This window comes from Aquamicrobium sp. NLF2-7 (assembly GCF_022359935.1).
Taxonomy (GTDB): domain Bacteria; phylum Pseudomonadota; class Alphaproteobacteria; order Rhizobiales; family Rhizobiaceae; genus Mesorhizobium; species Mesorhizobium lusatiense.
The window spans coordinates 721376-740079 of record NZ_JAKSED010000001.1; the positions used below are offsets into that span (position 1 = coordinate 721376).

Genomic DNA, 18704 nt, shown 5'->3' on the forward strand with positions numbered 1-18704 from the left:
ATCGAAAACGAGCGGAGACTTGACATTCCGGGCACATCCGGTATGTGTCGCGCCAAGTTTCCGCTTCCGGGCGCCGCCCCGTATTGTTGCGGCTTAACCCCAGGAACATAAACGGACGAGCAACATGGCAAAAGCCGCGAACATCAAGATCAAGCTTCTTTCGACCGCCGATACCGGCTTCTTCTATGTGACCAGCAAGAACAGCCGTACCAAGACGGACAAGCTCTCGTTCCGCAAGTACGATCCGGTCGTCAAGAAGCACGTTGAATTCAAGGAAACGAAGATCAAGTAATCTTCTGATTCCTGCGAACAGAAAAAAGCCGCCCGATGGGCGGCTTTTTTGTTGGCTGCCCTTTCGTTGCGTGGCCTTGTATTTCATCCTTGCGAGCAGATAAAAAGCATCAGATTCTGACTGATCTTTTTATTCTTTTGCCGGGGGTATTGCCGCAATGCTGATCCGCCTCACCTATATATCGACCTTCAATCCCAACATCACCGAGGCAGACATAGACGAACTGACCGGGAAGGCGGCAGAGTTCAACAAGCAACACGGTATCAGCGGCATTCTGGCGGTGGAAGGCGAGCGGGTTTGCCAGATACTGGAAGGCCCGCGTCATGAGGTTCAAAGCCTGTTTGAATCCATCCGGCGCGACCCGCGCCATTCCGGCATCGTCGAGCTCGACGTGAGCGAGATAGACCAGCCTCACTTTAAGGCGTGGGGCATGGTGCGCCGTCCGATGGTGGACATCGTTACGCTGGCATTTTCACTGTAGACGAACAAGCTGCCTTGCCGAAAGGGACTGGACCTGGAAACCGGGGGCCGGTCGACTATGGCAGCGGTACGAGGAGGCCACTATTACCAAGGCCGACCGGCCAACCCCACGGAACCCAGGAGATGCGGCGGACCTGAGAAACATGGGGTATCTCTGAGGCGTAACCGGAAACTGCCTGCTACACCATTTCCGCAACGTCGCGCACGAAACCGCGAAAATCAACCATTTCTTAACCCAGAGAATCGAAAGCGCTGGATTAAGGTAAACTCTCAGCTGTCGCCGCCTTGACGAATCCCTCCGCAGAGACGCTCACGCCGCCTTGGCGACGACACGGTTGCGGCCGTTCTTCTTTGCTTCATAGAGAGCAAGATCAGCCCGCTTCAGAAGCGCCGCAACGCTGTCGTCCTGCCTTTTGACCGACGAAACGCCGACGCTGATGGTGATCTCGACCGGGTTGCCCTGCCTGCCGACCGAGAAGGGCGTTCTTGCGATTTCCGCACGTATGCGTTCGGCCACCTTGGCAGCTACGGCGCCTTCCGTATCGGGCATGACAATAACGAACTCCTCACCGCCAAACCGGCAGATCAGATCGATTCCGCGCATGTTTTGCCTCAGGCGACGTGCAAACTCGCGCAGCACATCGTCGCCCCCGTCATGACCATAAGTGTCGTTGATCGATTTGAACCGGTCTAAGTCCACGATCATGATCGACAGTGGGCGCCTGCGCGCCACGGCCCTGTCGAACAAGGTCTGAAGGTGGCTATCGAGATAGCGTCTGTTATGAAGACCGGTAAGGGAATCGGTCACCGCCATCTCTATCGACTGGGTGACGCTGGCGCGCAGCTGATCATTATAACGTTTGCGCCTGATCTGCGTATAAAGCCGCGCTGTCAGCTCGTGGGGATCGACCGGCCGCACCAGATAGTCGTTGACGCCAAGCTCCAGCCCCCGGATGATGCGGGGGTCATCGTCCTGTTCGGCCAGCAAGATGATCGGCAGGAATCGCGTGCGATCCAGAGACCGCAACTGCGAGCATAGCCGCAGCGGATCGACATTCGGCAAAACCGTCGACAGGATCACGCACTCGTAATTGCCTTCCGCAGCCTGGAAGAAACCGGCATTGGGGTCGGAGACGAATTCCAGCTCCATCTCACCCCTTATCTTCGAGCGAATACGCTCGAAGACTTCGGCGCGGCTGTCTATCAGCAGCACCTTGGCAGGCAGGTCCGAGCCATTATCGCCACGGCTGAGAATGTTCGCGAGCCCTATGCTGGTCGCCGTGGCGGTACGCAGCCGCAACTCGTCAGTGAGCATCTTGAGCCGAACGAGGCTCTTCACCCGCGTCATGAGCTGCAGATCATTCACGGGTTTGGTCAGAAAATCGTCTGCCCCGGCTTCAAGTCCGCGGATACGGTCCGAGACCTGTCCGAGAGCCGTGACCATGATGACCGGCAGATGCGCGGTTGCCGGATCGCTCTTGAGCCTGCGGCAAACCTCGAACCCGTCCATCTCCGGCATCATCACGTCGAGAAGAACGACGTCGACCTTGGTCGTCTCGCAGATATCGAGCGCCTCAGCTCCGGAGCTGGCGGTGATGACCTCAAAGTACTCGGCCAGCAGACGCACCTCAAGAAGGCGCACATTGGCCGGAATGTCGTCAACGACGAGGATGCGCGCGGTCATGCATCCCCCAGATAGGATTTGATCGTTTCGATAAAGCGCGGAACGGAAATCGGCTTGGAAATATAGGCCTCGCATCCTCCCTTGCGGATGCGCTCCTCGTCGCCTTTCATGGCAAAGGCAGTGACGGCTATGACAGGGATGACGTGGAGTTCATCATCCGCCTTGAGCCATTTTGTCACCTCAAGCCCCGAGACTTCAGGCAGCTGAATATCCATCAGGATCAGATCGGGCCTGTGGGTGCGCGCCAGTTCGAGCGCTTCCAGACCGTTGCGGGTGCGCACGGTTTCGTAACCGCTGGCCTCGATGAGGTCGCGAAAGAGCTTCATGTTGAGCTCGTTATCTTCGACGATCATTACTTTCTTCGGCATAGACTTTCCGTCCCGATGGCCATTCTCCAGAATGACATCGTCCCCCTACACTCAGTCAGGCCGCACCAACCCGAATGCACGCTAGCGCAAGATGATTGATGAAATGGAAATCAACCGTCAACAAAGCGCATCTTGCGTCGGGTATCCACAGACGGCTTCCAGAACTTGCCCTGTGTGGCAATTCACATACCTTGCCAGAACGATTCGAATAATTCTCGCTCAGGACTGAAGGGTAACAATGACAGATGCAGCGTCAATGCGCGAGCACGCCGAGGCTTTGTCCATCAGCGCCCTCGGTTTCGTAGCATCGGACCCCGAACTTTTGCCACGTTTCCTTGCAATCACCGGCATCGATGCCGGTTCGATCCGGCAGGCAGCGCGCGAACCCGGCTTTCTGGCGGGTGTTCTCCAGTTCATTCTGGCGCATGAGCCCACCCTTCTGCGCTTTTGCGAGGCAACGGGAACACCGCCGGCTGCTATCGGTCAGGCCCTGCGCCATCTGCCGTCAGGCGATACAAGCTATGAAAGTTCGATATGAGTGCCGATCCCGAAACCCTGCGACAGATTGAAGAACTCTCCTCGGACGACAGGCCGCTCCTGATCCTCGACGTAGACGACGTCCTGCTTGAGTTCATCCGCCCGTTTCCCCGTTTTCTGGAACAGCGCGGACTTCAGTTGACGATGGCCTCGTTTCGCCTGACCGGCAACATCGCCGAAACGGGAACCGGCAGGCTGGTCGAGCAGCCCGAAGTCACGGCCCTGCTGGACGATTTCTTCGCCGGGCAGGCCGACTGGCAAAGCATCACCGATGGCGCTCCCGAAGCGCTTGCAAGCTTCGAGGGCCGCGCGGAAATCGTTCTGCTGACGGCAATGCCGCACCGGCACCGCGAAACGCGCCGCGCGCATCTCGACGCGCTCGGCCTTCCCTATCCTCTGCTCACCACGGAAATGGCCAAGGGGCCTGCAGTGGCGCGCCTGCGCGGTCCCGGCAACCGGCCCGTCGCTTTCGTCGACGACCAGCCGCCGAACCTGATTTCGGCTCGCGAATCCGTCTCAGACGCCAATCTTTTCCACCTGATGGCCGATAACAGCCTGCGCGAATTCCTGCCGCCACTGCCACAGGACATCACGATCGTACATGACTGGCACGACGCAAGGCCCAAGATAGCCGCGGCTCTGGGTTTCTGAGAAAACGTCTTCGCCCGCAAGCGCGGCGGGCGATGATGCAAAATTCTACAGCGGATACTCGCCGTAGAACTCGATCACCCGCTGCTTGAAGCTCTTGTCGCCCACCGCGAGCATGTGGTCGCGCCCCTCGATGGCGAATGGCACGGCGTTGGACATCAGCGCAGCCAGTTCTTCCGGCGAACCGCCGATGTCGTCTTTGGTGCCCACGGCGACGAGCGTCGGCTGGGTGATGCGGGACATGTCGTCCTCGGTCAGCACTTCGCGTGAGGTCGAGATACAGGCCGCAAGCGCCCTGCGGTCGCTGCGCGTCTGATCCGCGAAGGCGCGAAACGCCCGCCCACGCGGATGCGTGGTCTTCGCCGGATCTTCCGCAAGCAAGGCATCGGCGATCGGGTCCCAGTCTCCCACGCCGTCCACCATGCCGATCCCCAGTCCGCCGAACACAAGCGTCGCCACTCTTTGTGGGGATTCCAGCGCGAGGAACGCGGAAACCCGCGCGCCCATCGAATAGCCCATGACATGCGCTTTCTCGATGCCGAGATGATCCAGCAGAGCCACTGCATCCGACGCCATCTTGGTCGGCGTATAATCGGCTTCGTCATAACTCTTGGTGGAGTTGCCATGACCGCGATTGTCCAGCGCGATGGCCCGGTAACCCGCATCGTTGAGCGTCTTGAACCAGCCGGGCGATACCCAGTTCACATAATGGCTGGAAGCGAAACCATGGATGAGCAGTACCGGGTCGCCCTTCCCCCTTGCCGGCTCACGGTCGAGAAAAGCGAGATCGAAACCGTCATGGGTAAAGAATTGCATGTGAACTCACTGTCCTGAATTGCATCGCGATCGCATGGACCACCGGGGACCACCGGGCAAAACTGAAGGCACGCCTGTTTCAAACCGCTGCCCGCCCGTAAAAGCCGAACCTTAGCCGCCGTTCCCGGGCGTCATCTGCGTGGCCCCGGTTTCGTTCAGCCTCGGATGCCGTACCATATCGCCTACAGATATGCCTTCCCTGCCGGTCGTTCCAGCCTTCAGTTCAAGCACATAGCGAACAGGTTTTTCCGGCGAGATGGGAGCGATGGAATAAGGCGCGCCCGGCAGAATAGCCTCAATGCGGCCTTGCTCCGCAATGAACACGAGGTCGAGCGCCATGGGCGTGTTCTTCATCCAGAAGCTCACCAGCCGGGTTTCCTCGAAAATGAACAGCATGCCGCGATCGTCCGGCATTGTCTGGCGATACATCAGGCCCGCCGAACGATTGGCGCCGTTATCAGCCACCTCGATGGCAAAAAAACGCGGGCCGGCGGTTGTGGTGATTTCCAGCGGATCCGCGTCGACCGGCAGAAGCATCGGCTGGCCGGCCGCTGCCTCCGTTCCCTGCGAGAGAGACGTTACAGAAACAGCTATCACCAGCGCGAGGCAGGCAAGCACTCCCGCCATCCAACTCCAGCGTTTCACGATCATTGCGCCACTCTTTCAGCCAGTTTCTGCCGGCACCTTATTGGCAAGGAGCTTTTCCGGGCAAGATCGAAGATGATTGAAAAAGAAACGCACTGCCTGCCCGTCATGGCGCGAGGCGATCAGCCACAGAAATAGACGGGCAGCCACAGAAATGTGGCATCCGCGGTCAGTGCGAAACCGGCAGAGTTCCAACGTCGGGGTGAATTTCCGCAGCCATCAGGCCCTTCTCGCCCCGTCCGAAGCGGACCAGAACGACCTGTCCGGGCCGCAATTCGGTGACGCCGAAGCGGCGCAGCGTTTCCATGTGAACGAAAATGTCCTCGGTGCCCTCGCCGCGGGTCAGGAAACCAAAGCCCTTGGTGCGATTGAACCACTTCACCAGAGCCCGCTCCAGCCCGCTTTCCGGCGTGACAACCACATGGGTGCGCTGCTCGGGAAGTTCCGTGGGATGCGTTGCCGTCGACATGTCGATGGACAGGACGCGGAATGCCTGCAGGCCGCGTTCCCCCTGCTTGACCAGGCAAACGATGCGCGCGCCTTCCTGAGCGGTCTGAAAACCGTCACGGCGCAGGCAGGTGACATGCAGGAGAATATCGCCGAGATGCGGCTCATCCGGCAGGATGAACCCATACCCCTTGGCGACGTCGAACCACTTGATCGCACCGGAAACTTCGGTGAGATCGGCGCTGTCAGCATGTTCCTGACGAGCGACTGTGTCGGTCCGGTCCGCTTCCCGCCCCGTAAAAGAGGCTTTTTCCCCCATCAGAACGCCCCCATCTGGCATCAACACACAACTGATTCTTCAACTGCAGGATAGCATTCCGGGTTCGCAGTTGCGCAAGAGCAGAGATACATTTTGCACGTATCATTCAGTTGTATTGACGGCACCCTCGGTTGCCGCCGGCGAACGCCGACCCTATGTTGCAGGCTCCGCTCAGGAGGTTTTCATGCGTTATCTACACACCATGGTTCGGGTCGGCGATGTCGACGCCGCGCTCGACTTCTATTGCAACAAGCTAGGCATGAGCGAAGTGCGCAGGCAGGAAAACGAGCAGGGTCGCTTCACCCTGATATTCCTTGCTGCAGATCAGGACGAGAAAAGCGGACGCGAGGCGAGCGCGCCCCTGCTCGAACTCACCTACAACTGGGATCCCGAAACCTATTCCGGCGGCAGGAATTTCGGCCATCTCGCCTATGAGGTCGATGACATCTATGAAACCTGCCGGAAACTGATGGACAAGGGCGTCACCATCAACCGCCCGCCCCGCGATGGCTATATGGCGTTCATCAAATCCCCTGACGGCATCTCCATCGAGCTGCTGCAAAAGGGGAACGCCAGGGAAAAAGCCGAGCCCTGGGCTTCCATGCCGAATACAGGAAGCTGGTAAGAAAAAAGCCGCCCCCTGTTGTTCACAAGGGGCGGCCTCAATCTGTCCTTGCGGTCAGGCCTTCGCCATGCAGACCGATGTATGGCCCGAGCTAATGAAGCCGAGCTGATTGGCCGCGGCCTTGGAAAGGTCGAGAACCCTTCCCTTCACGAAGGGTCCGCGGTCGTTGATACGCACAACGATGCTCTTGCCGTTTTTCTTGTTGGTGACTTTCACGCGTGTGCCGAAAGGCAGTGTGCGATGTGCAGCAGTCATGGCGGAGGGATTCATCTTCTCGCCGGATGCTGTCCTGGAATGCAGCGCATACCAGGATGCACGTCCACACTGAATGGTTGCAGAAGCGTCGGTCGTAAAGGCACCCGTCATCACGCCTGCTGCAACGGCGGCCATGATCACGGCCCGCCCGTTCCTTTTCGTCATCAAATCTGCTCCGTTGGTCGTGCGGAGCCACTAGACAAGAAATGAGGCGGCAAATGAGGTGATCAACCACCTGATTCGCCGCCATGGAACACGTTTGAAAAACTGTGGAAACAGTTTGTCAGGTCGGGTCGCCCATATTCGGATACGAACGCCGCGCCGGATTCATAAATAATTAGGAAACGCAATCTGAAAGCATCCCGGCGTTACTTTGGACAGCTGGGATTCAATCATGGATTACCTCACACTCCCAGAGACTTAAGCTTTCTGTGCAGAGCGGAACGCTCCATGCCGATGAATTCGGCTGTGCGTGAAATATTGCCGCCAAAGCGGTTGATCTGCGCGATGAGGTAATCCTTCTCGAACTGCTCGCGCGCTTCGCGCAGCGGCAGCGCCATGATGTGCTGATCCGACTGACCGGGTGTGCGGGGCATCACATCGCCGATTTCCCCCGGCAGCAGATCCGCCGTGATCGGCGCTTCCACGTCATCGCCGCGAACGAGGATCATCAGGCGTTCGATGTTGTTGCGCAACTGGCGGATGTTCCCCGGCCAGTTGTGAGCCTGCAGCACGGCCATCGCATCATCGCCCACACGGCGTGGCTTCATGCCCACCTGCCGGGCCACCTGCTTCATGAAGTGGTCGACCAGATAGGGAATGTCCTCGCGGCGTTCGGCAAGACCCGGCACCATGACCGGCACCACCGCCAGACGGTGATACAGGTCCTCGCGAAAACGTCCGTCCGCGATCATCGCCTCAAGGTTCTGCGCAGTGGAGGAAATGATGCGGACGTCGACCTTTACCCGCTTGGTGCCGCCGACGCGCTCGAATTGCTGGTCAACCAGAACGCGCAAAATCTTGTTCTGCGTCTCGCGCGGCATGTCGGCCACTTCATCGATGTAGAGAATGCCGCGATGCGCCTCTTCCAGCGCGCCGACCTTGCGCTCGGTGCCGTTGGATTCCGTGCCAAACAGCTCGATTTCCATGCGCTCCGGCGTGATCGTGGCAGCACTCAGCGTCACGAACGGCCCGCTCTTGCGCGACGACATGGCATGGATGGCGCGCGCCGTCAGTTCCTTGCCGGAACCAGAGGGACCGATGATCATGACGCGGCTGTTGGTGGGTGCCACGCGCTCGATCGTCTGGCGCAACTGGCTCATGGCGGAAGACATGCCGATGAGGTCGAAGGTCTCTCCGCTGCGCTGCCTGAGATCGGAAACCTCGCGTTTCAGCTTGGAGGTTTCCAGCGCCCTTTCCGCGACGAGGATGAGCCGGTCCGCCTTGAACGGCTTCTCGATGAAATCATAAGCACCGCGGCGTATTGCCGACACGGCCGTCTCGATATTGCCGTGGCCCGAGATCATCACCACCGGAAGGTTCGGATGCATGGTCTTGATCTCGTCCAGCAATGCCAGACCATCCAGCCGCGACCCCTGCAGCCAGATGTCGAGAAAGATCAGGCGCGGCGCGCGCTCCGCGATCGCCGCCAGCGCGCTGTCGGCATCATGGGCCGTGCGCGTTTCATGACCTTCATCGCTCAAAATCCCCGCGACGAGTTCGCGAATGTCTTCTTCGTCATCGACGATAAGAATATCAGACGCCATTTTCGACCTTTACAGTTTCTTTTTCAGACGATGAGCCGGCGGAGGTGGGGGCAGAGCCTCCGGCAGCAGGAAGGATGATCGTGACCATGGCGCCTCTTCCGCCATGGAATTCTTGCGGTGCATCATGAAGCTCCAGGCGACCGCCATGGTCTTCCACGATCTTCTTGACGATAGCGAGGCCGAGGCCCGTGCCTTTGTCACGCGTCGTCATATAGGGCTCCAGAAGCCGCTGACGATGCTCGCGCGGCAGGCCCTTGCCGTTATCGATGACGTCGACACGGATGCTGTCTCCCTCGCGGCCGGCGCGGATCATGATGACGCTCGACGAGCCATCCTCGCGCTCCACGCCCTCCATCGCTTCCGACGCATTCTTGATGACGTTGCCGAAAGCCTGCGACAAAAGCCTCGTATCGAATGTGCCGGGCAGCGGCTCATTGCCGAACTGGCGCTCGAAACGGATATCGGGGCGGCTGACCTCGACGAGGAACGAAGCCTCGCGCAAAGGTTCGCGCAGATCCAGCTGCTTCATGTCGGGCTTCGGCATGCGGGCGAAGGAGGAGAATTCGTCCACCATGCGGCCGATATCACCCACCTGCCGGATGATGGTGTCCGTACACTGGTCGAACACTTCACGATCCTCGGTGATCACCTTGCCGTAGCGCCGCTTGATGCGCTCCGCCGAAAGCTGGATAGGGGTCAGCGGGTTCTTGATCTCATGGGCAATGCGCCGGGCAACATCGGCCCATGCGGACGAGCGCTGGGCGGTGACGAGATCGGTGATGTCGTCCACCGTCACCACATAGGACTTCGAGGCATCCTCGTTGTCCTCTTCCTCCATGGTGACCTGGATGTTGAAGGTGCGCTCCGCACCCGAGCGATAGAATGTCACCTGCTCGCGATAGACCGGCTTTTCCGACTTGCGCCCGATCTCGAAAGCCCGGCCGACCAGCGGCAGCAGCACGGAGAGATTCTGTCCGGTGGCTGTCTCCGCATCGATTGCCAGCATGATCTCCGCCGAGCGGTTGACGATGGTGACGATGCCTTCCGCGTCGACGCCGATAACCCCCGCCGTCACGCCTTCCAGAACCGCTTCGGAGAAGCGGCGGCGCTCGTCTATCTGGTCCTTTGCCGTCAGCAACTCGTTGCGCTGCGATTTCAGCTCCAGCAGCATGTTGTTGAAGGTCGCGCCGAGCGAGGCGACGTCGCCGTCGGATGGACGCACCGGCACCGACACATCAAGATTGCCCGTCGCCACCTCGTCAGCCGCGCCGATCAGCTGGCGGATTGGCCGCACAAGACGGTCGGCAACGGCAATGCCGGTCCAGACGGCGGAAAGAATGATGATCAGCGTCATCGACAGATAGGGAAGCGCAAAAGCGATCTGCGACGGGCGCCGGTTCGATTCCAGCCCGCGATATTCGTCGACATTGGCGCGCACGATCTCGCGGGCCTTGATCACTTCCGGGTCGATCACCCGGATCGTGTAGAGAAACAGCCCCTCAAGCTCGCGCAGCTTGACGATCGCGCCCATGATGTTGCGCGTGCGCGGCTCGATCAGCAGCGGCGGCCCGCTCTCAGCCTCCTGGATGGCACCTTCCGGTGGCTCCGGCATGGCGAAATCAGCCGAGGTTTGCGCGCTCATCACGAATGAGCCGTCCGACCTCACCAGCGCGGCATGGGCAAGCCCTCGTCCCACCGCCTCCTTGTTCAGGAGATCTAGAAAACCGGTACGGTCGAGCCCGTAGAGCGTACGCGCGCTGTCCAGATCATAAGCCATCGACAGGGTCGTGCCCTGAAGGTTGCGGGCATTCTCCTGCACATAGGCGTCGGCAATCGAAAGAGACGAGTTGATGATCGTCTTGGTTCTGATCTCGAACCATCTGTCGAGCCCGACATTCAGCGTGATGGAGGCGACGATCGCCACCATGATCGCCGGTATGGCCGCCACCAACGCGAACATGGTCACGATGCGCACATGCAAACGGGAAGCCGCCTTGCCGATGCGTCGCGCCAACAGAATACGATGAATCTCGCGGCCGATGAGCGCCATCAGCATCAGAATGAAAAGGGCGTTCGCCGCGATGAGAACGAGCGTGATGGTGCCGTCCGGCGCAATGGGCGTAGCGCCAACGAGAATCGCGAATGATGCGCCTGCCGTAAAAAGGGCGCCCAGTATCGCCAGAATGCCCGGCAGGGCGAGCAGACGCCTGCCTTCCTGCGCGCGGCTTCTGGGCAGTCGCACCTGACCGGTGCTGAGAATTTGAGTCGCCATTCCGCCCTGTGACACCATGAATTGCGTTACATGTATGCAACATTGTGGCGATTATGCAACAAAACGGGCGAGAATATGGCCTCCCCTGACGAAGCCGGCTCAGGACCGAGGCATCAGCCCGCAGACTTGTAGATGTTGATGCCCAGTTCGCGGATCTTCTTGCGCAAAGTGTTGCGATTGAGACCCAGCATTTCCGCGGCCTTGATCTGGTTGCCGCGCGTCGCCGTCATGGCCGCAAGCACCAGCGGATGCTCGACTTCGGCAAGGATGCGCTGATAGAGCCCCGGCGGCGGCAGTCCCGGCCCATAGGACGCGAAATGACGCTGGAGATAATGCTCCATCGCCTGCCCTATCGAAAGGTTCTCCGGAATCAGCGTGCCGACGGCAACCGGATCCGGCCTTTCGCCCGAGTTCAGTTCGGCGTCGATGATATCGGCCGAGATTTCGTCCTGTGGATAAAGTGCGGCCAGCCGGCGCACAAGATTCTCAAGCTCCCGCACATTGCCCGGCCATGGGTAGCGTTTCATCAGGTCGACGCCGGCGGCGGCAATGCGCTTGGCCTGCAGACCCTCCTTTTCGCCCTGCTTGAAGAAGTGGCGCACCAGATCGGGAATATCTTCCGAACGCTCGCGCAGCGCCGGCAGCCTCAATGGCACAACGTTCAGGCGATAGAACAGATCTTCGCGGAACAGGCCCTGATGGATGAGTCCGCGCAGGTCCTTGTTGGTGGCGGCGACGATGCGCACGTCGGTGCGGATCGGCGTACGCCCGCCGACGGTCGTGTACTCGCCCTGCTGAAGGACTCGTAGCAGCCGGGTCTGCGCCTCCATCGGCATGTCGCCGATCTCATCAAGGAAGAGCGTGCCGCCCTCAGCCTGCTCGAAACGGCCGGTGGAGCGGTTTTGCGCCCCGGTGAACGCGCCCTTTTCGTGGCCGAAAAGCTCGGATTCGATCAGGTCACGCGGTATGGCGGCCATGTTGATGGCCACGAACGGACCGTTGCGGCGGCGGCCATATTCATGCAGCGCCCGCGCCACCAGTTCCTTGCCGGTGCCGGATTCGCCGGTGATCATCACTGTGAGGTCAGTCTGCATCATCCGCGCCAGCATGCGGTAGATGTCCTGCATGGCGGCGGAGCGCCCCACCAGTGGCAGGGAATCGGACTGATCCTCCGGCCTGTGATCGGCCTTCGCCTTGCGCGGCTCGGCAAGCGCCCGCTGCACGATGCCAAGCAACTCCGTCAGGTCGAACGGCTTTGGCAGATATTCATAGGCACCGGCCTCCGAGGCGCGGATAGCGGTGATGAAAGTGTTCTGCGCGCTCATCACCACCACAGGCAATTCGGGCCGCGCCTTGCGGATGCGCGGCAGCATGTCGAAGGCGTTCTCGTCGGGCATCACCACGTCGGTGATCACCAGATCGCCCTCGCCCGCCGCCACCCAGCGCCACAGCGTGCCGGCATTTGAGGTCACGCGCACCTCATGGCCGGCCCGCGACAGCGCCTGAGTTAGAACGGTGCGGATAGCCGCGTCGTCATCCGCAACAAGTATCTGTCCATGCACGCTCATCGGGCATTTCCCTGATCTGGAATCGGTTCATCCGGCACTGTCTCCTTCCATGCCGGCATCAGCACGCGGAAGGTGGTTCCACGCGAATTGGAATCGCATTCGACAATGCCGCCATGCTCGCCCACGATCTTCGCGACCAGCGGCAGCCCCAGCCCCGACCCATTGGTCTTAGTCGTGATGAAGGGGTCGAACAGGATCGGCAACAGATCCTCGGCCACGCCGGGCCCGTTGTCGCGCACACAGAATTCCAGCGGCAGCGACACGCGCTCCTGTGTGCCCGGCACCGACATGCGGATGCCGGGGCGAAAGGCGGTGGTCAGCATGATTTCCCCCAGCGGATCGCTGCCCACCGCCTCGGCGGCGTTCTTGATCAGGTTGAGGAACACCTGAATAAGCTGGTCGCGATTTCCGTAAACCGGCGGCAGGGAGGGATCGTAATCCTCGATGATGGTGATGCCGCGCGCAAACCCGTTTTTCGCGATCGCCTTCACGCGATCGAGCACCACGTGAATATTAACCGGATAACGGTCAATCGGCCGCTCGTCCGAGAACACCTCCATGCGATCCACCAGTGCCACGATGCGGTCGGTCTCTTCGGTGATCAGGCGTGTCAGGGCGCGGTCTTCGTCCGATGCCGACTGTTCGAGGAGTTGTGCGGCACCCCTTATGCCCGAAAGCGGGTTCTTGATCTCGTGCGCCAGCATGGCGGCAAGGCCCGTCACCGAGCGGGCCGCGCCGCGATGGGTCATCTGACGGTCGATCTTGTCCGCCATCGACCTTTCCTGAAACATGACCACGACGGAGCCCGGAAATTCGGGAACGGGTGCTGCATAGAGATCGACCATCTTCTCGATGCCAAGGCGCGGCGAGGAAATGTCGACGCGATATTCGTTCACCGGCGCGCGGCGTTCGCGCACCTGATCGACAAGGGCCAGCAGCGGACTGCCGAAGGGAATGAGCTTCGACAAGGTGCTGCGCCTCAGAACCGGGGCGCTGGAGCGGAAGAAATCCTCGGCATCGGCATTGGCGAAGGAGATGTAGCCTTCGGGATCGACCATGATGACGGGCCGCCTGATCGTGTTGAGAAGGATCTGCGCGGCATCGCTTGCATCCGCGGTCCTGATCGGTATCGAACTCATGCCGCATCCCTCGCATTGACGGGTTGGCTGAAAATCTCGTTCACAAGCGAAATCACCTCTCGAGGATCGCCGCAGGTCAGCAACGCCTTGCGCTGGCCCGCGCCAACGGATGGCGCATGGCGGTCGAGATACCAGCCCAGATGCTTTCGCGCCTGCCGCAGACCGCTTTCCCTGCCGTAAAGCGACAGCATGTCCTCGTAGTGCGCGGTGACATAGGAGCCCAGTTCGCCCCCTGCGGAAGGAATTGCCGGCGCAGGAACACCGCCGGCGGCAGAGGCGATCTCGCCGGCCATCCAGGGCGCGCCATAATGCGCGCGACCGACCATGACGGCGTCGGCCCCAGACTCCCGCAGGATCGTTCCCGCATCCTCCAGAGAACCGACATCGCCATTGGCGACCACCGGAACCGTAACGGCAGCCTTGACCCCGGCAATCGCCTTCCAGTCAGCCCTGCCCTTGTAGAACTGGCACCGCGTGCGCCCATGCACCGTCACCATCTTCACGCCAGCCTGTTCCGCGCGCCGCGCCAGAACCGGCGCGTTCAGCACGTTTTCATCCCAGCCGAGCCGCATCTTCACGGTGACGGGAACGTCCACCGCGCCGACCACGGCCTCGATCAGCGTCAGCGCATGGTCGAGATCCAGCATCAGTGCCGACCCGGCATAACCACCCGTCACCTTCTTGGCCGGACAGCCCATATTGATGTCGATGATATCGGCGCCCTCGCCCACAGCGATGCGCGCGGCTTCGGCCATGTGCGAGGCCTCGCGCCCCGCAAGCTGAACCATGTGCACGGGCAGGCCCGAATGACGGATGCGCAGGTTGAAGCCCGCGCGTCCCTTCGCCAGCTCGCCACTTGCCACCATTTCCGAAATGACGAGGCCCGCGCCATGGGCATAAGCGCGCTGGCGAAAAGGCTCATCGGTGACGCCCGACATCGGCGCCAGAAAAACGCGATTGCGAATTTCGACGCCGCCTATATCCAAAGGCTTGGACAGGATGGCCTGATCAGACATGCACAAAAACCATGCAGATATTATTGCTGCACATTGTTTAAACAATCCCCGGAAATGATGCAATGCACAATCATGTCACATTCACGCTCTCCTGCTGAAAATGCTGGCCTTCCCGGTTCCGCACGACTAAGCCTCCGCCATGGCTGAGCGAACCGACATTTCTGTTAGCGAAGGAACGTGCCGGATCGCGGCCGTGATCGTGGCCGCCGGGCGCGGCGAGCGCGCGGGCCAGGCTGACGGCCCCAAGCAGTACCGCCACATTGGCGGCCGCGCCGTCATTGCGCATACGCTGGAAACCTTCCTGTCGCATCCGCAGGTGGATACAGTCGTCGTCGCCATCCATACCGACGACCGCGAATTGCTGCGCAAGGCAGCGGAAGACCATCATGATCGCGTCACCATCGTCATCGGCGGTCCGACACGGCAGGAATCGGTGCGGCTGGGTCTTCTCGCCCTGCATGAGAAAGCACCTGACAAGGTACTGATTCATGACGCAGTTCGCCCCTTTTGCGACACCGAACTAATCAGTCGCACCATCGACACCATCACCGAAGCGCAAGGCGCGCTGCCTGCCCTGCCGGTCGCCGATACGCTCAAGCGGGAAGCCTTTGGCGGCATGGTCGGCGAGACGGTGCCACGCGCCGGCCTGCACGGCGCGCAGACGCCGCAGGGTTTTCCGTTCAGGCCAATTCTTCAGGCGCATGACCGGGCGCATGCGCTCGGCCGCCACGATTTCACCGACGATGCGGCGATCGCCGAATGGGCCGGCATCCCCGTCATGTTGGTGCCCGGCTCGCCGGACAATGTAAAGCTCACATGGGCAAGGGATATTTCCATGGCAGACCAAAGGCTTAAAGGGACAGCATCAAGCTTTCCCGATGTACGTACCGGCAATGGCTATGACGTCCATTCCTTTGAGGCCGGCGACCATGTGGTGCTGTGCGGCGTCAGCATTCCGCACACGCGCAAGCTGTCCGGCCATTCCGATGCCGATGTCGGCCTTCACGCCCTCTCCGACGCCCTGCTCGCGACGTGCGGCGCCGGCGATATCGGTACTCATTTCCCGCCTTCCGATCCGCAGTGGAAGGGTGCTGCATCGCGCCTGTTCGTGGAACATGCGGTGGCGATCGTGCGCGAGCGCGGCGGGCGCATCGCCAATGCCGACGTGACCTTGATCTGTGAAGCCCCCAAAATTGGCCCACACCGTGAAGCGATGGTGGCGGAACTATCTTCGATGCTCGGCATTTCGGCAGAGCGTATTTCGATCAAGGCCACCACCAATGAAAGGCTTGGCTTCGTCGGACGCGAGGAAGGCATTGCGGCCATCGTAACGGCCAGCGTCATCTACCCCGGAGAGGTTCCCGCATGACGGAAGCAGGCGTCGGAGAGATCAGGGATCAGGATGTCGGAGACCTGGCGGATCGCTTCCTGAAGGCCTGCAAGCGCAGCGGCATATTGGCAACCACTGCCGAAAGCTGCACCGGCGGCCTCATCATCGCCGCCATGACCGACATTCCGGGCTCTTCCTCCATGGTCGACCGGGGCTTCGTCACCTATTCCAACGAAGCCAAGATGGAGATGCTGGGCGTCTCCGCACAGACACTGGACGCTCATGGCGCCGTATCATCCCAGACAGCCGCAGAGATGGCCGAAGGCGCGCTGAGAAACGCCCACGCAGGCATCGCGCTGGCCGTCACCGGCATCGCCGGGCCCGACGGCGGCAGCGCTGAAAAGCCCGTCGGTCTTGTCTGGTTCGGTCTGGCGGTAACGGGCAAGCCCGTGCACGTCGAAAACCGCATCTTCGACAATCGCGGCCGCGATTTCATCCGGCGCGAGACGGTGAAGCATGCGCTGCGCATGGGCATCAAAGCCCTTGGCGACGATCAGGCCGTTTCAGCCGAACGTCCGTAGATCGCATCGGCGCGTTTTTCAAAAGCTTCTGCAAACATTCGGAAGGCGCGATCGAACATGGTTCCCATCACCGCGCTGAGCAGGCGGCTCTTGAACTCATAATCAATGAAGAAGCGCACGAGGCATCCCGATCCGTGCTCCTCGAACTCCCAGACATTGCTGAGATATTTGAACGGCCCGTCGATGTATTTGACATCGATCGCCCGCTCCTGCGGCTTCAGAAGCACCTGCGTGATGAAGGTCTCGCGAATGGCCTTGTAGCCCACGCTCATGGAGGCAACGAGCAGCGTCTTGCCGTCGCGCTCGCGGCGTGACTGCACGGTCAGCGCTTCGCATAGCGGCAGGAACTCCGGATAGCGCTCGACGTCGGCCACCAGCGCGAACATTTGATCCGGCGAGTGGGAGACTTGGCGGGTGGCCTCGAACTTTGGCATGAAACGAAAAAACTACGCCGATTTCCGCAGGGAGGATTCGCGCGCCGCCTTCAGCCGGGCGAAATCCTCGCCGGCATGGTGGGACGACCGCGTCAGCGGGCTGGAGGCCACCAGCAGAAAACCCTTGGTCTTGCCGATGGTGGCGTAGGACTGGAATTCCTCCGGTGTCACGAAACGCTTGACCGGATGGTGCTTGCGGGTCGGCTGGAGATACTGGCCGATGGTCATGAAGTCGACATTGGCGGTGCGCAAATCGTCCATGAGCTGAAGCACCTCGTTGCGCTCCTCGCCCAGCCCCACCATGATGCCGGACTTGGTGAAAATCGAGGGATCGAGTTCCTTCACCCGCTGCAGCAGGCGGATCGAGTGGAAATAGCGGGCGCCGGGGCGCACCGTCAGATAATTCGACGGCACCGTCTCAAGATTGTGATTGAAGACGTCCGGCCTTGCCTCGACCACGATCTCGAGCGCTTTCGCCCCGTCCTTGCGCAGGAAATCCGGCGTGAGGATTTCGATGGTCGTGGAAGGCGCTGCCGCACGGATGGCGTAGATGACATCGGCAAAATGCTGCGCGCCGCCATCGGCAAGGTCGTCACGGTCCACCGAGGTGATCACGACATGGGTGAGACCCATCTGGCGCACCGCATGTGCCACGCGATCCGGCTCGTTGGTGTCGAGCGGTGTCGGAATGCCGGTCGCGACATTGCAGAAGGCGCAGGCGCGCGTGCAGATCTCGCCCATGATCATGAAGGTGGCGTGCTTCTTTTCCCAGCACTCGCCGATATTGGGGCAGCCGGCCTCCTCACAAACGGTCACCAGCTTGTTCGTCTTCACGATCTCGCGGGTCTCGGCATAGCCCTTCGACACCGGCGCCTTGACGCGGATCCACTCGGGCTTGCGCAACACCTCCTGGTCGGGGCGATGCGCCTTTTCAGGGTGCCTCACCCGCGGCGGGTTTGCGATATTGTCGAGAACGGTGACCATATCCGATCCAATGCTTCACTGGCGCAGGACAGGCCCGCGCACTCACTGTCATCTAGGACGTTTTTCCGGAATAAGAAAGGCCGCGGAGGCACAAGCCCCCGCGGCCTTCGCGAAGTACAGGTCGGAGCCAGGCGCTACTGGCGCACCATTCGCCCGACGAAGATCAGAATGCAGGCGCCGACGAAGCCCGTGATCAGATAGGCAAGCCAGCCCACGCCGAAGGAACCGATATTGAGAGCCTGCAGAATGGCGTTCAGCACCACTGCGCCGACGATCCCCAGAACCACGTTCATGAGGATGCCCATGTTGCTCTTCATCACCATTTCGGCAAGCCAGCCGGCAACGCCGCCAACCAAGATAGCCGCGATCCAGCCCACACCATTGACGTCCATATGAATGGTCCCTCCAGAAAGGATTAGAATTCACATGCAACGTCCGAACCTCACATCTGGTTCCACGGCTGGCCCGGTGCGGGAGCAAAGCGCCTGATCGCTTTCC

At 60.6% G+C, this 18704-nt stretch carries 21 protein-coding genes; 7 read left to right on the forward strand and 14 right to left on the reverse strand.

Going from position 1 to position 18704, the window contains the following annotated elements:
• Positions 1 to 124: 124 nt before the first annotated feature.
• Positions 125 to 292: a 50S ribosomal protein L33 gene (rpmG, locus tag MIC97_RS03600; RefSeq protein WP_035033210.1), complete on the forward strand. Its 168-nt coding sequence runs from the start codon at positions 125 to 127 to the stop codon at positions 290 to 292.
• Positions 293 to 449: 157 nt separating this feature from the next.
• The gene (locus tag MIC97_RS03605; RefSeq protein WP_239798883.1) at positions 450 to 773 is read left to right on the forward strand and encodes a BLUF domain-containing protein; all 324 of its coding nucleotides are present in this window, start codon (positions 450 to 452) and stop codon (positions 771 to 773) included.
• Between the two features lie 309 nt (positions 774 to 1082).
• On the opposite strand, the gene MIC97_RS03610 is transcribed toward MIC97_RS03605, so the two are convergent.
• Both MIC97_RS03610 and MIC97_RS03615 read right to left on the reverse strand, forming a co-directional pair.
• Positions 1083 to 2456: a PleD family two-component system response regulator gene (locus MIC97_RS03610; protein WP_239798884.1), complete on the reverse strand. Its 1374-nt coding sequence runs from the start codon at positions 2454 to 2456 to the stop codon at positions 1083 to 1085.
• Complete coding sequence (locus tag MIC97_RS03615; RefSeq protein ID WP_275592389.1) at positions 2453 to 2809, reverse strand: response regulator; 357 nt, start codon at positions 2807 to 2809, stop codon at positions 2453 to 2455. The genes MIC97_RS03610 and MIC97_RS03615 overlap by 4 nt, the downstream gene beginning before the upstream one ends.
• 253 nt (positions 2810 to 3062) lie before the next feature.
• On the opposite strand from MIC97_RS03615, the gene MIC97_RS03620 reads away from it, so the two are divergent.
• Together MIC97_RS03620 and MIC97_RS03625 are read left to right on the forward strand one after the other, a co-directional pair.
• Complete coding sequence (locus tag MIC97_RS03620) at positions 3063 to 3362, forward strand: DUF3572 domain-containing protein (RefSeq protein WP_239798885.1); 300 nt, start codon at positions 3063 to 3065, stop codon at positions 3360 to 3362.
• The gene (locus MIC97_RS03625; RefSeq protein WP_183830480.1) at positions 3359 to 4012 is read left to right on the forward strand and encodes a hypothetical protein; all 654 of its coding nucleotides are present in this window, start codon (positions 3359 to 3361) and stop codon (positions 4010 to 4012) included. Before MIC97_RS03620 ends, MIC97_RS03625 begins: the two co-directional genes overlap by 4 nt.
• A 45-nt stretch (positions 4013 to 4057) precedes the next feature.
• Here MIC97_RS03625 and MIC97_RS03630 read toward each other — a convergent pair whose 3' ends face one another.
• The 3 genes from MIC97_RS03630 to MIC97_RS03640 form a co-directional block, all read right to left on the reverse strand.
• Positions 4058 to 4825: an alpha/beta hydrolase gene (locus MIC97_RS03630; RefSeq protein ID WP_239798886.1), complete on the reverse strand. Its 768-nt coding sequence runs from the start codon at positions 4823 to 4825 to the stop codon at positions 4058 to 4060.
• Between the two features lie 111 nt (positions 4826 to 4936).
• Positions 4937 to 5476, reverse strand: a complete 540-nt coding sequence (locus MIC97_RS03635) for a DUF192 domain-containing protein (RefSeq protein WP_239798887.1) — start codon at positions 5474 to 5476, stop codon at positions 4937 to 4939.
• A 163-nt stretch (positions 5477 to 5639) separates the two neighbouring features.
• Positions 5640 to 6236 (reverse strand): cold-shock protein, encoded by a 597-nt coding sequence (locus tag MIC97_RS03640; RefSeq protein WP_239798888.1) that lies wholly within the window; start codon positions 6234 to 6236, stop codon positions 5640 to 5642.
• 184 nt (positions 6237 to 6420) lie between these two features.
• On the opposite strand from MIC97_RS03640, the gene gloA reads away from it, so the two are divergent.
• Positions 6421 to 6861, forward strand: coding sequence for a lactoylglutathione lyase (gene gloA, locus MIC97_RS03645; RefSeq protein WP_239798889.1), 441 nt, complete (start codon positions 6421 to 6423; stop codon positions 6859 to 6861).
• A gap of 54 nt (positions 6862 to 6915) precedes the next feature.
• Here gloA and MIC97_RS03650 read toward each other — a convergent pair whose 3' ends face one another.
• The 6 genes from MIC97_RS03650 to dusB all read right to left on the reverse strand — a co-directional run bounded on the left by MIC97_RS03650 (position 6916) and on the right by dusB (position 14877).
• Positions 6916 to 7251 (reverse strand): septal ring lytic transglycosylase RlpA family protein, encoded by a 336-nt coding sequence (locus tag MIC97_RS03650; RefSeq protein WP_239801018.1) that lies wholly within the window; start codon positions 7249 to 7251, stop codon positions 6916 to 6918.
• A 269-nt stretch (positions 7252 to 7520) separates the two neighbouring features.
• Positions 7521 to 8882 (reverse strand): sigma-54 dependent transcriptional regulator, encoded by a 1362-nt coding sequence (locus MIC97_RS03655; RefSeq protein ID WP_183830497.1) that lies wholly within the window; start codon positions 8880 to 8882, stop codon positions 7521 to 7523.
• Positions 8872 to 11154, reverse strand: a complete 2283-nt coding sequence (locus MIC97_RS03660; RefSeq protein WP_239798890.1) for a PAS domain-containing sensor histidine kinase — start codon at positions 11152 to 11154, stop codon at positions 8872 to 8874. The genes MIC97_RS03655 and MIC97_RS03660 overlap by 11 nt, the downstream gene beginning before the upstream one ends.
• A gap of 113 nt (positions 11155 to 11267) precedes the next feature.
• On the reverse strand, positions 11268 to 12722 hold the full coding sequence (ntrC, locus tag MIC97_RS03665; protein ID WP_239798891.1) for a nitrogen regulation protein NR(I): 1455 nt from the start codon (positions 12720 to 12722) through the stop codon (positions 11268 to 11270).
• Complete coding sequence (locus MIC97_RS03670) at positions 12719 to 13861, reverse strand: nitrogen regulation protein NR(II) (RefSeq protein ID WP_239798892.1); 1143 nt, start codon at positions 13859 to 13861, stop codon at positions 12719 to 12721. Before MIC97_RS03670 ends, ntrC begins: the two co-directional genes overlap by 4 nt.
• Positions 13858 to 14877, reverse strand: coding sequence for a tRNA dihydrouridine synthase DusB (dusB, locus tag MIC97_RS03675; RefSeq protein ID WP_239798893.1), 1020 nt, complete (start codon positions 14875 to 14877; stop codon positions 13858 to 13860). Before dusB ends, MIC97_RS03670 begins: the two co-directional genes overlap by 4 nt.
• A gap of 139 nt (positions 14878 to 15016) precedes the next feature.
• Between dusB and MIC97_RS03680 the strand changes: the two genes are divergently transcribed.
• On the forward strand, positions 15017 to 16246 hold the full coding sequence (locus MIC97_RS03680; protein ID WP_239798894.1) for a bifunctional 2-C-methyl-D-erythritol 4-phosphate cytidylyltransferase/2-C-methyl-D-erythritol 2,4-cyclodiphosphate synthase: 1230 nt from the start codon (positions 15017 to 15019) through the stop codon (positions 16244 to 16246).
• Positions 16243 to 16788 (forward strand): CinA family protein, encoded by a 546-nt coding sequence (locus MIC97_RS03685; RefSeq protein WP_239798895.1) that lies wholly within the window; start codon positions 16243 to 16245, stop codon positions 16786 to 16788. The genes MIC97_RS03680 and MIC97_RS03685 overlap by 4 nt, the downstream gene beginning before the upstream one ends.
• On the opposite strand, the gene MIC97_RS03690 is transcribed toward MIC97_RS03685, so the two are convergent.
• The 3 genes from MIC97_RS03690 to MIC97_RS03700 all read right to left on the reverse strand — a co-directional run bounded on the left by MIC97_RS03690 (position 16761) and on the right by MIC97_RS03700 (position 18598).
• Positions 16761 to 17222 carry a type II toxin-antitoxin system RatA family toxin gene (locus MIC97_RS03690; RefSeq protein WP_239798896.1) on the reverse strand — a complete coding sequence of 154 codons (462 nt, stop codon included), beginning with the start codon at positions 17220 to 17222 and terminating at the stop codon, positions 16761 to 16763. The genes MIC97_RS03685 and MIC97_RS03690 overlap by 28 nt on opposite strands.
• Before the next feature lie 12 nt (positions 17223 to 17234).
• On the reverse strand, positions 17235 to 18206 hold the full coding sequence (gene lipA, locus MIC97_RS03695; RefSeq protein WP_239798897.1) for a lipoyl synthase: 972 nt from the start codon (positions 18204 to 18206) through the stop codon (positions 17235 to 17237).
• 134 nt (positions 18207 to 18340) lie between these two features.
• The gene (locus tag MIC97_RS03700; protein ID WP_183830523.1) at positions 18341 to 18598 is read right to left on the reverse strand and encodes a GlsB/YeaQ/YmgE family stress response membrane protein; all 258 of its coding nucleotides are present in this window, start codon (positions 18596 to 18598) and stop codon (positions 18341 to 18343) included.
• Between the last annotated feature and the right edge of the window lie 106 nt (positions 18599 to 18704).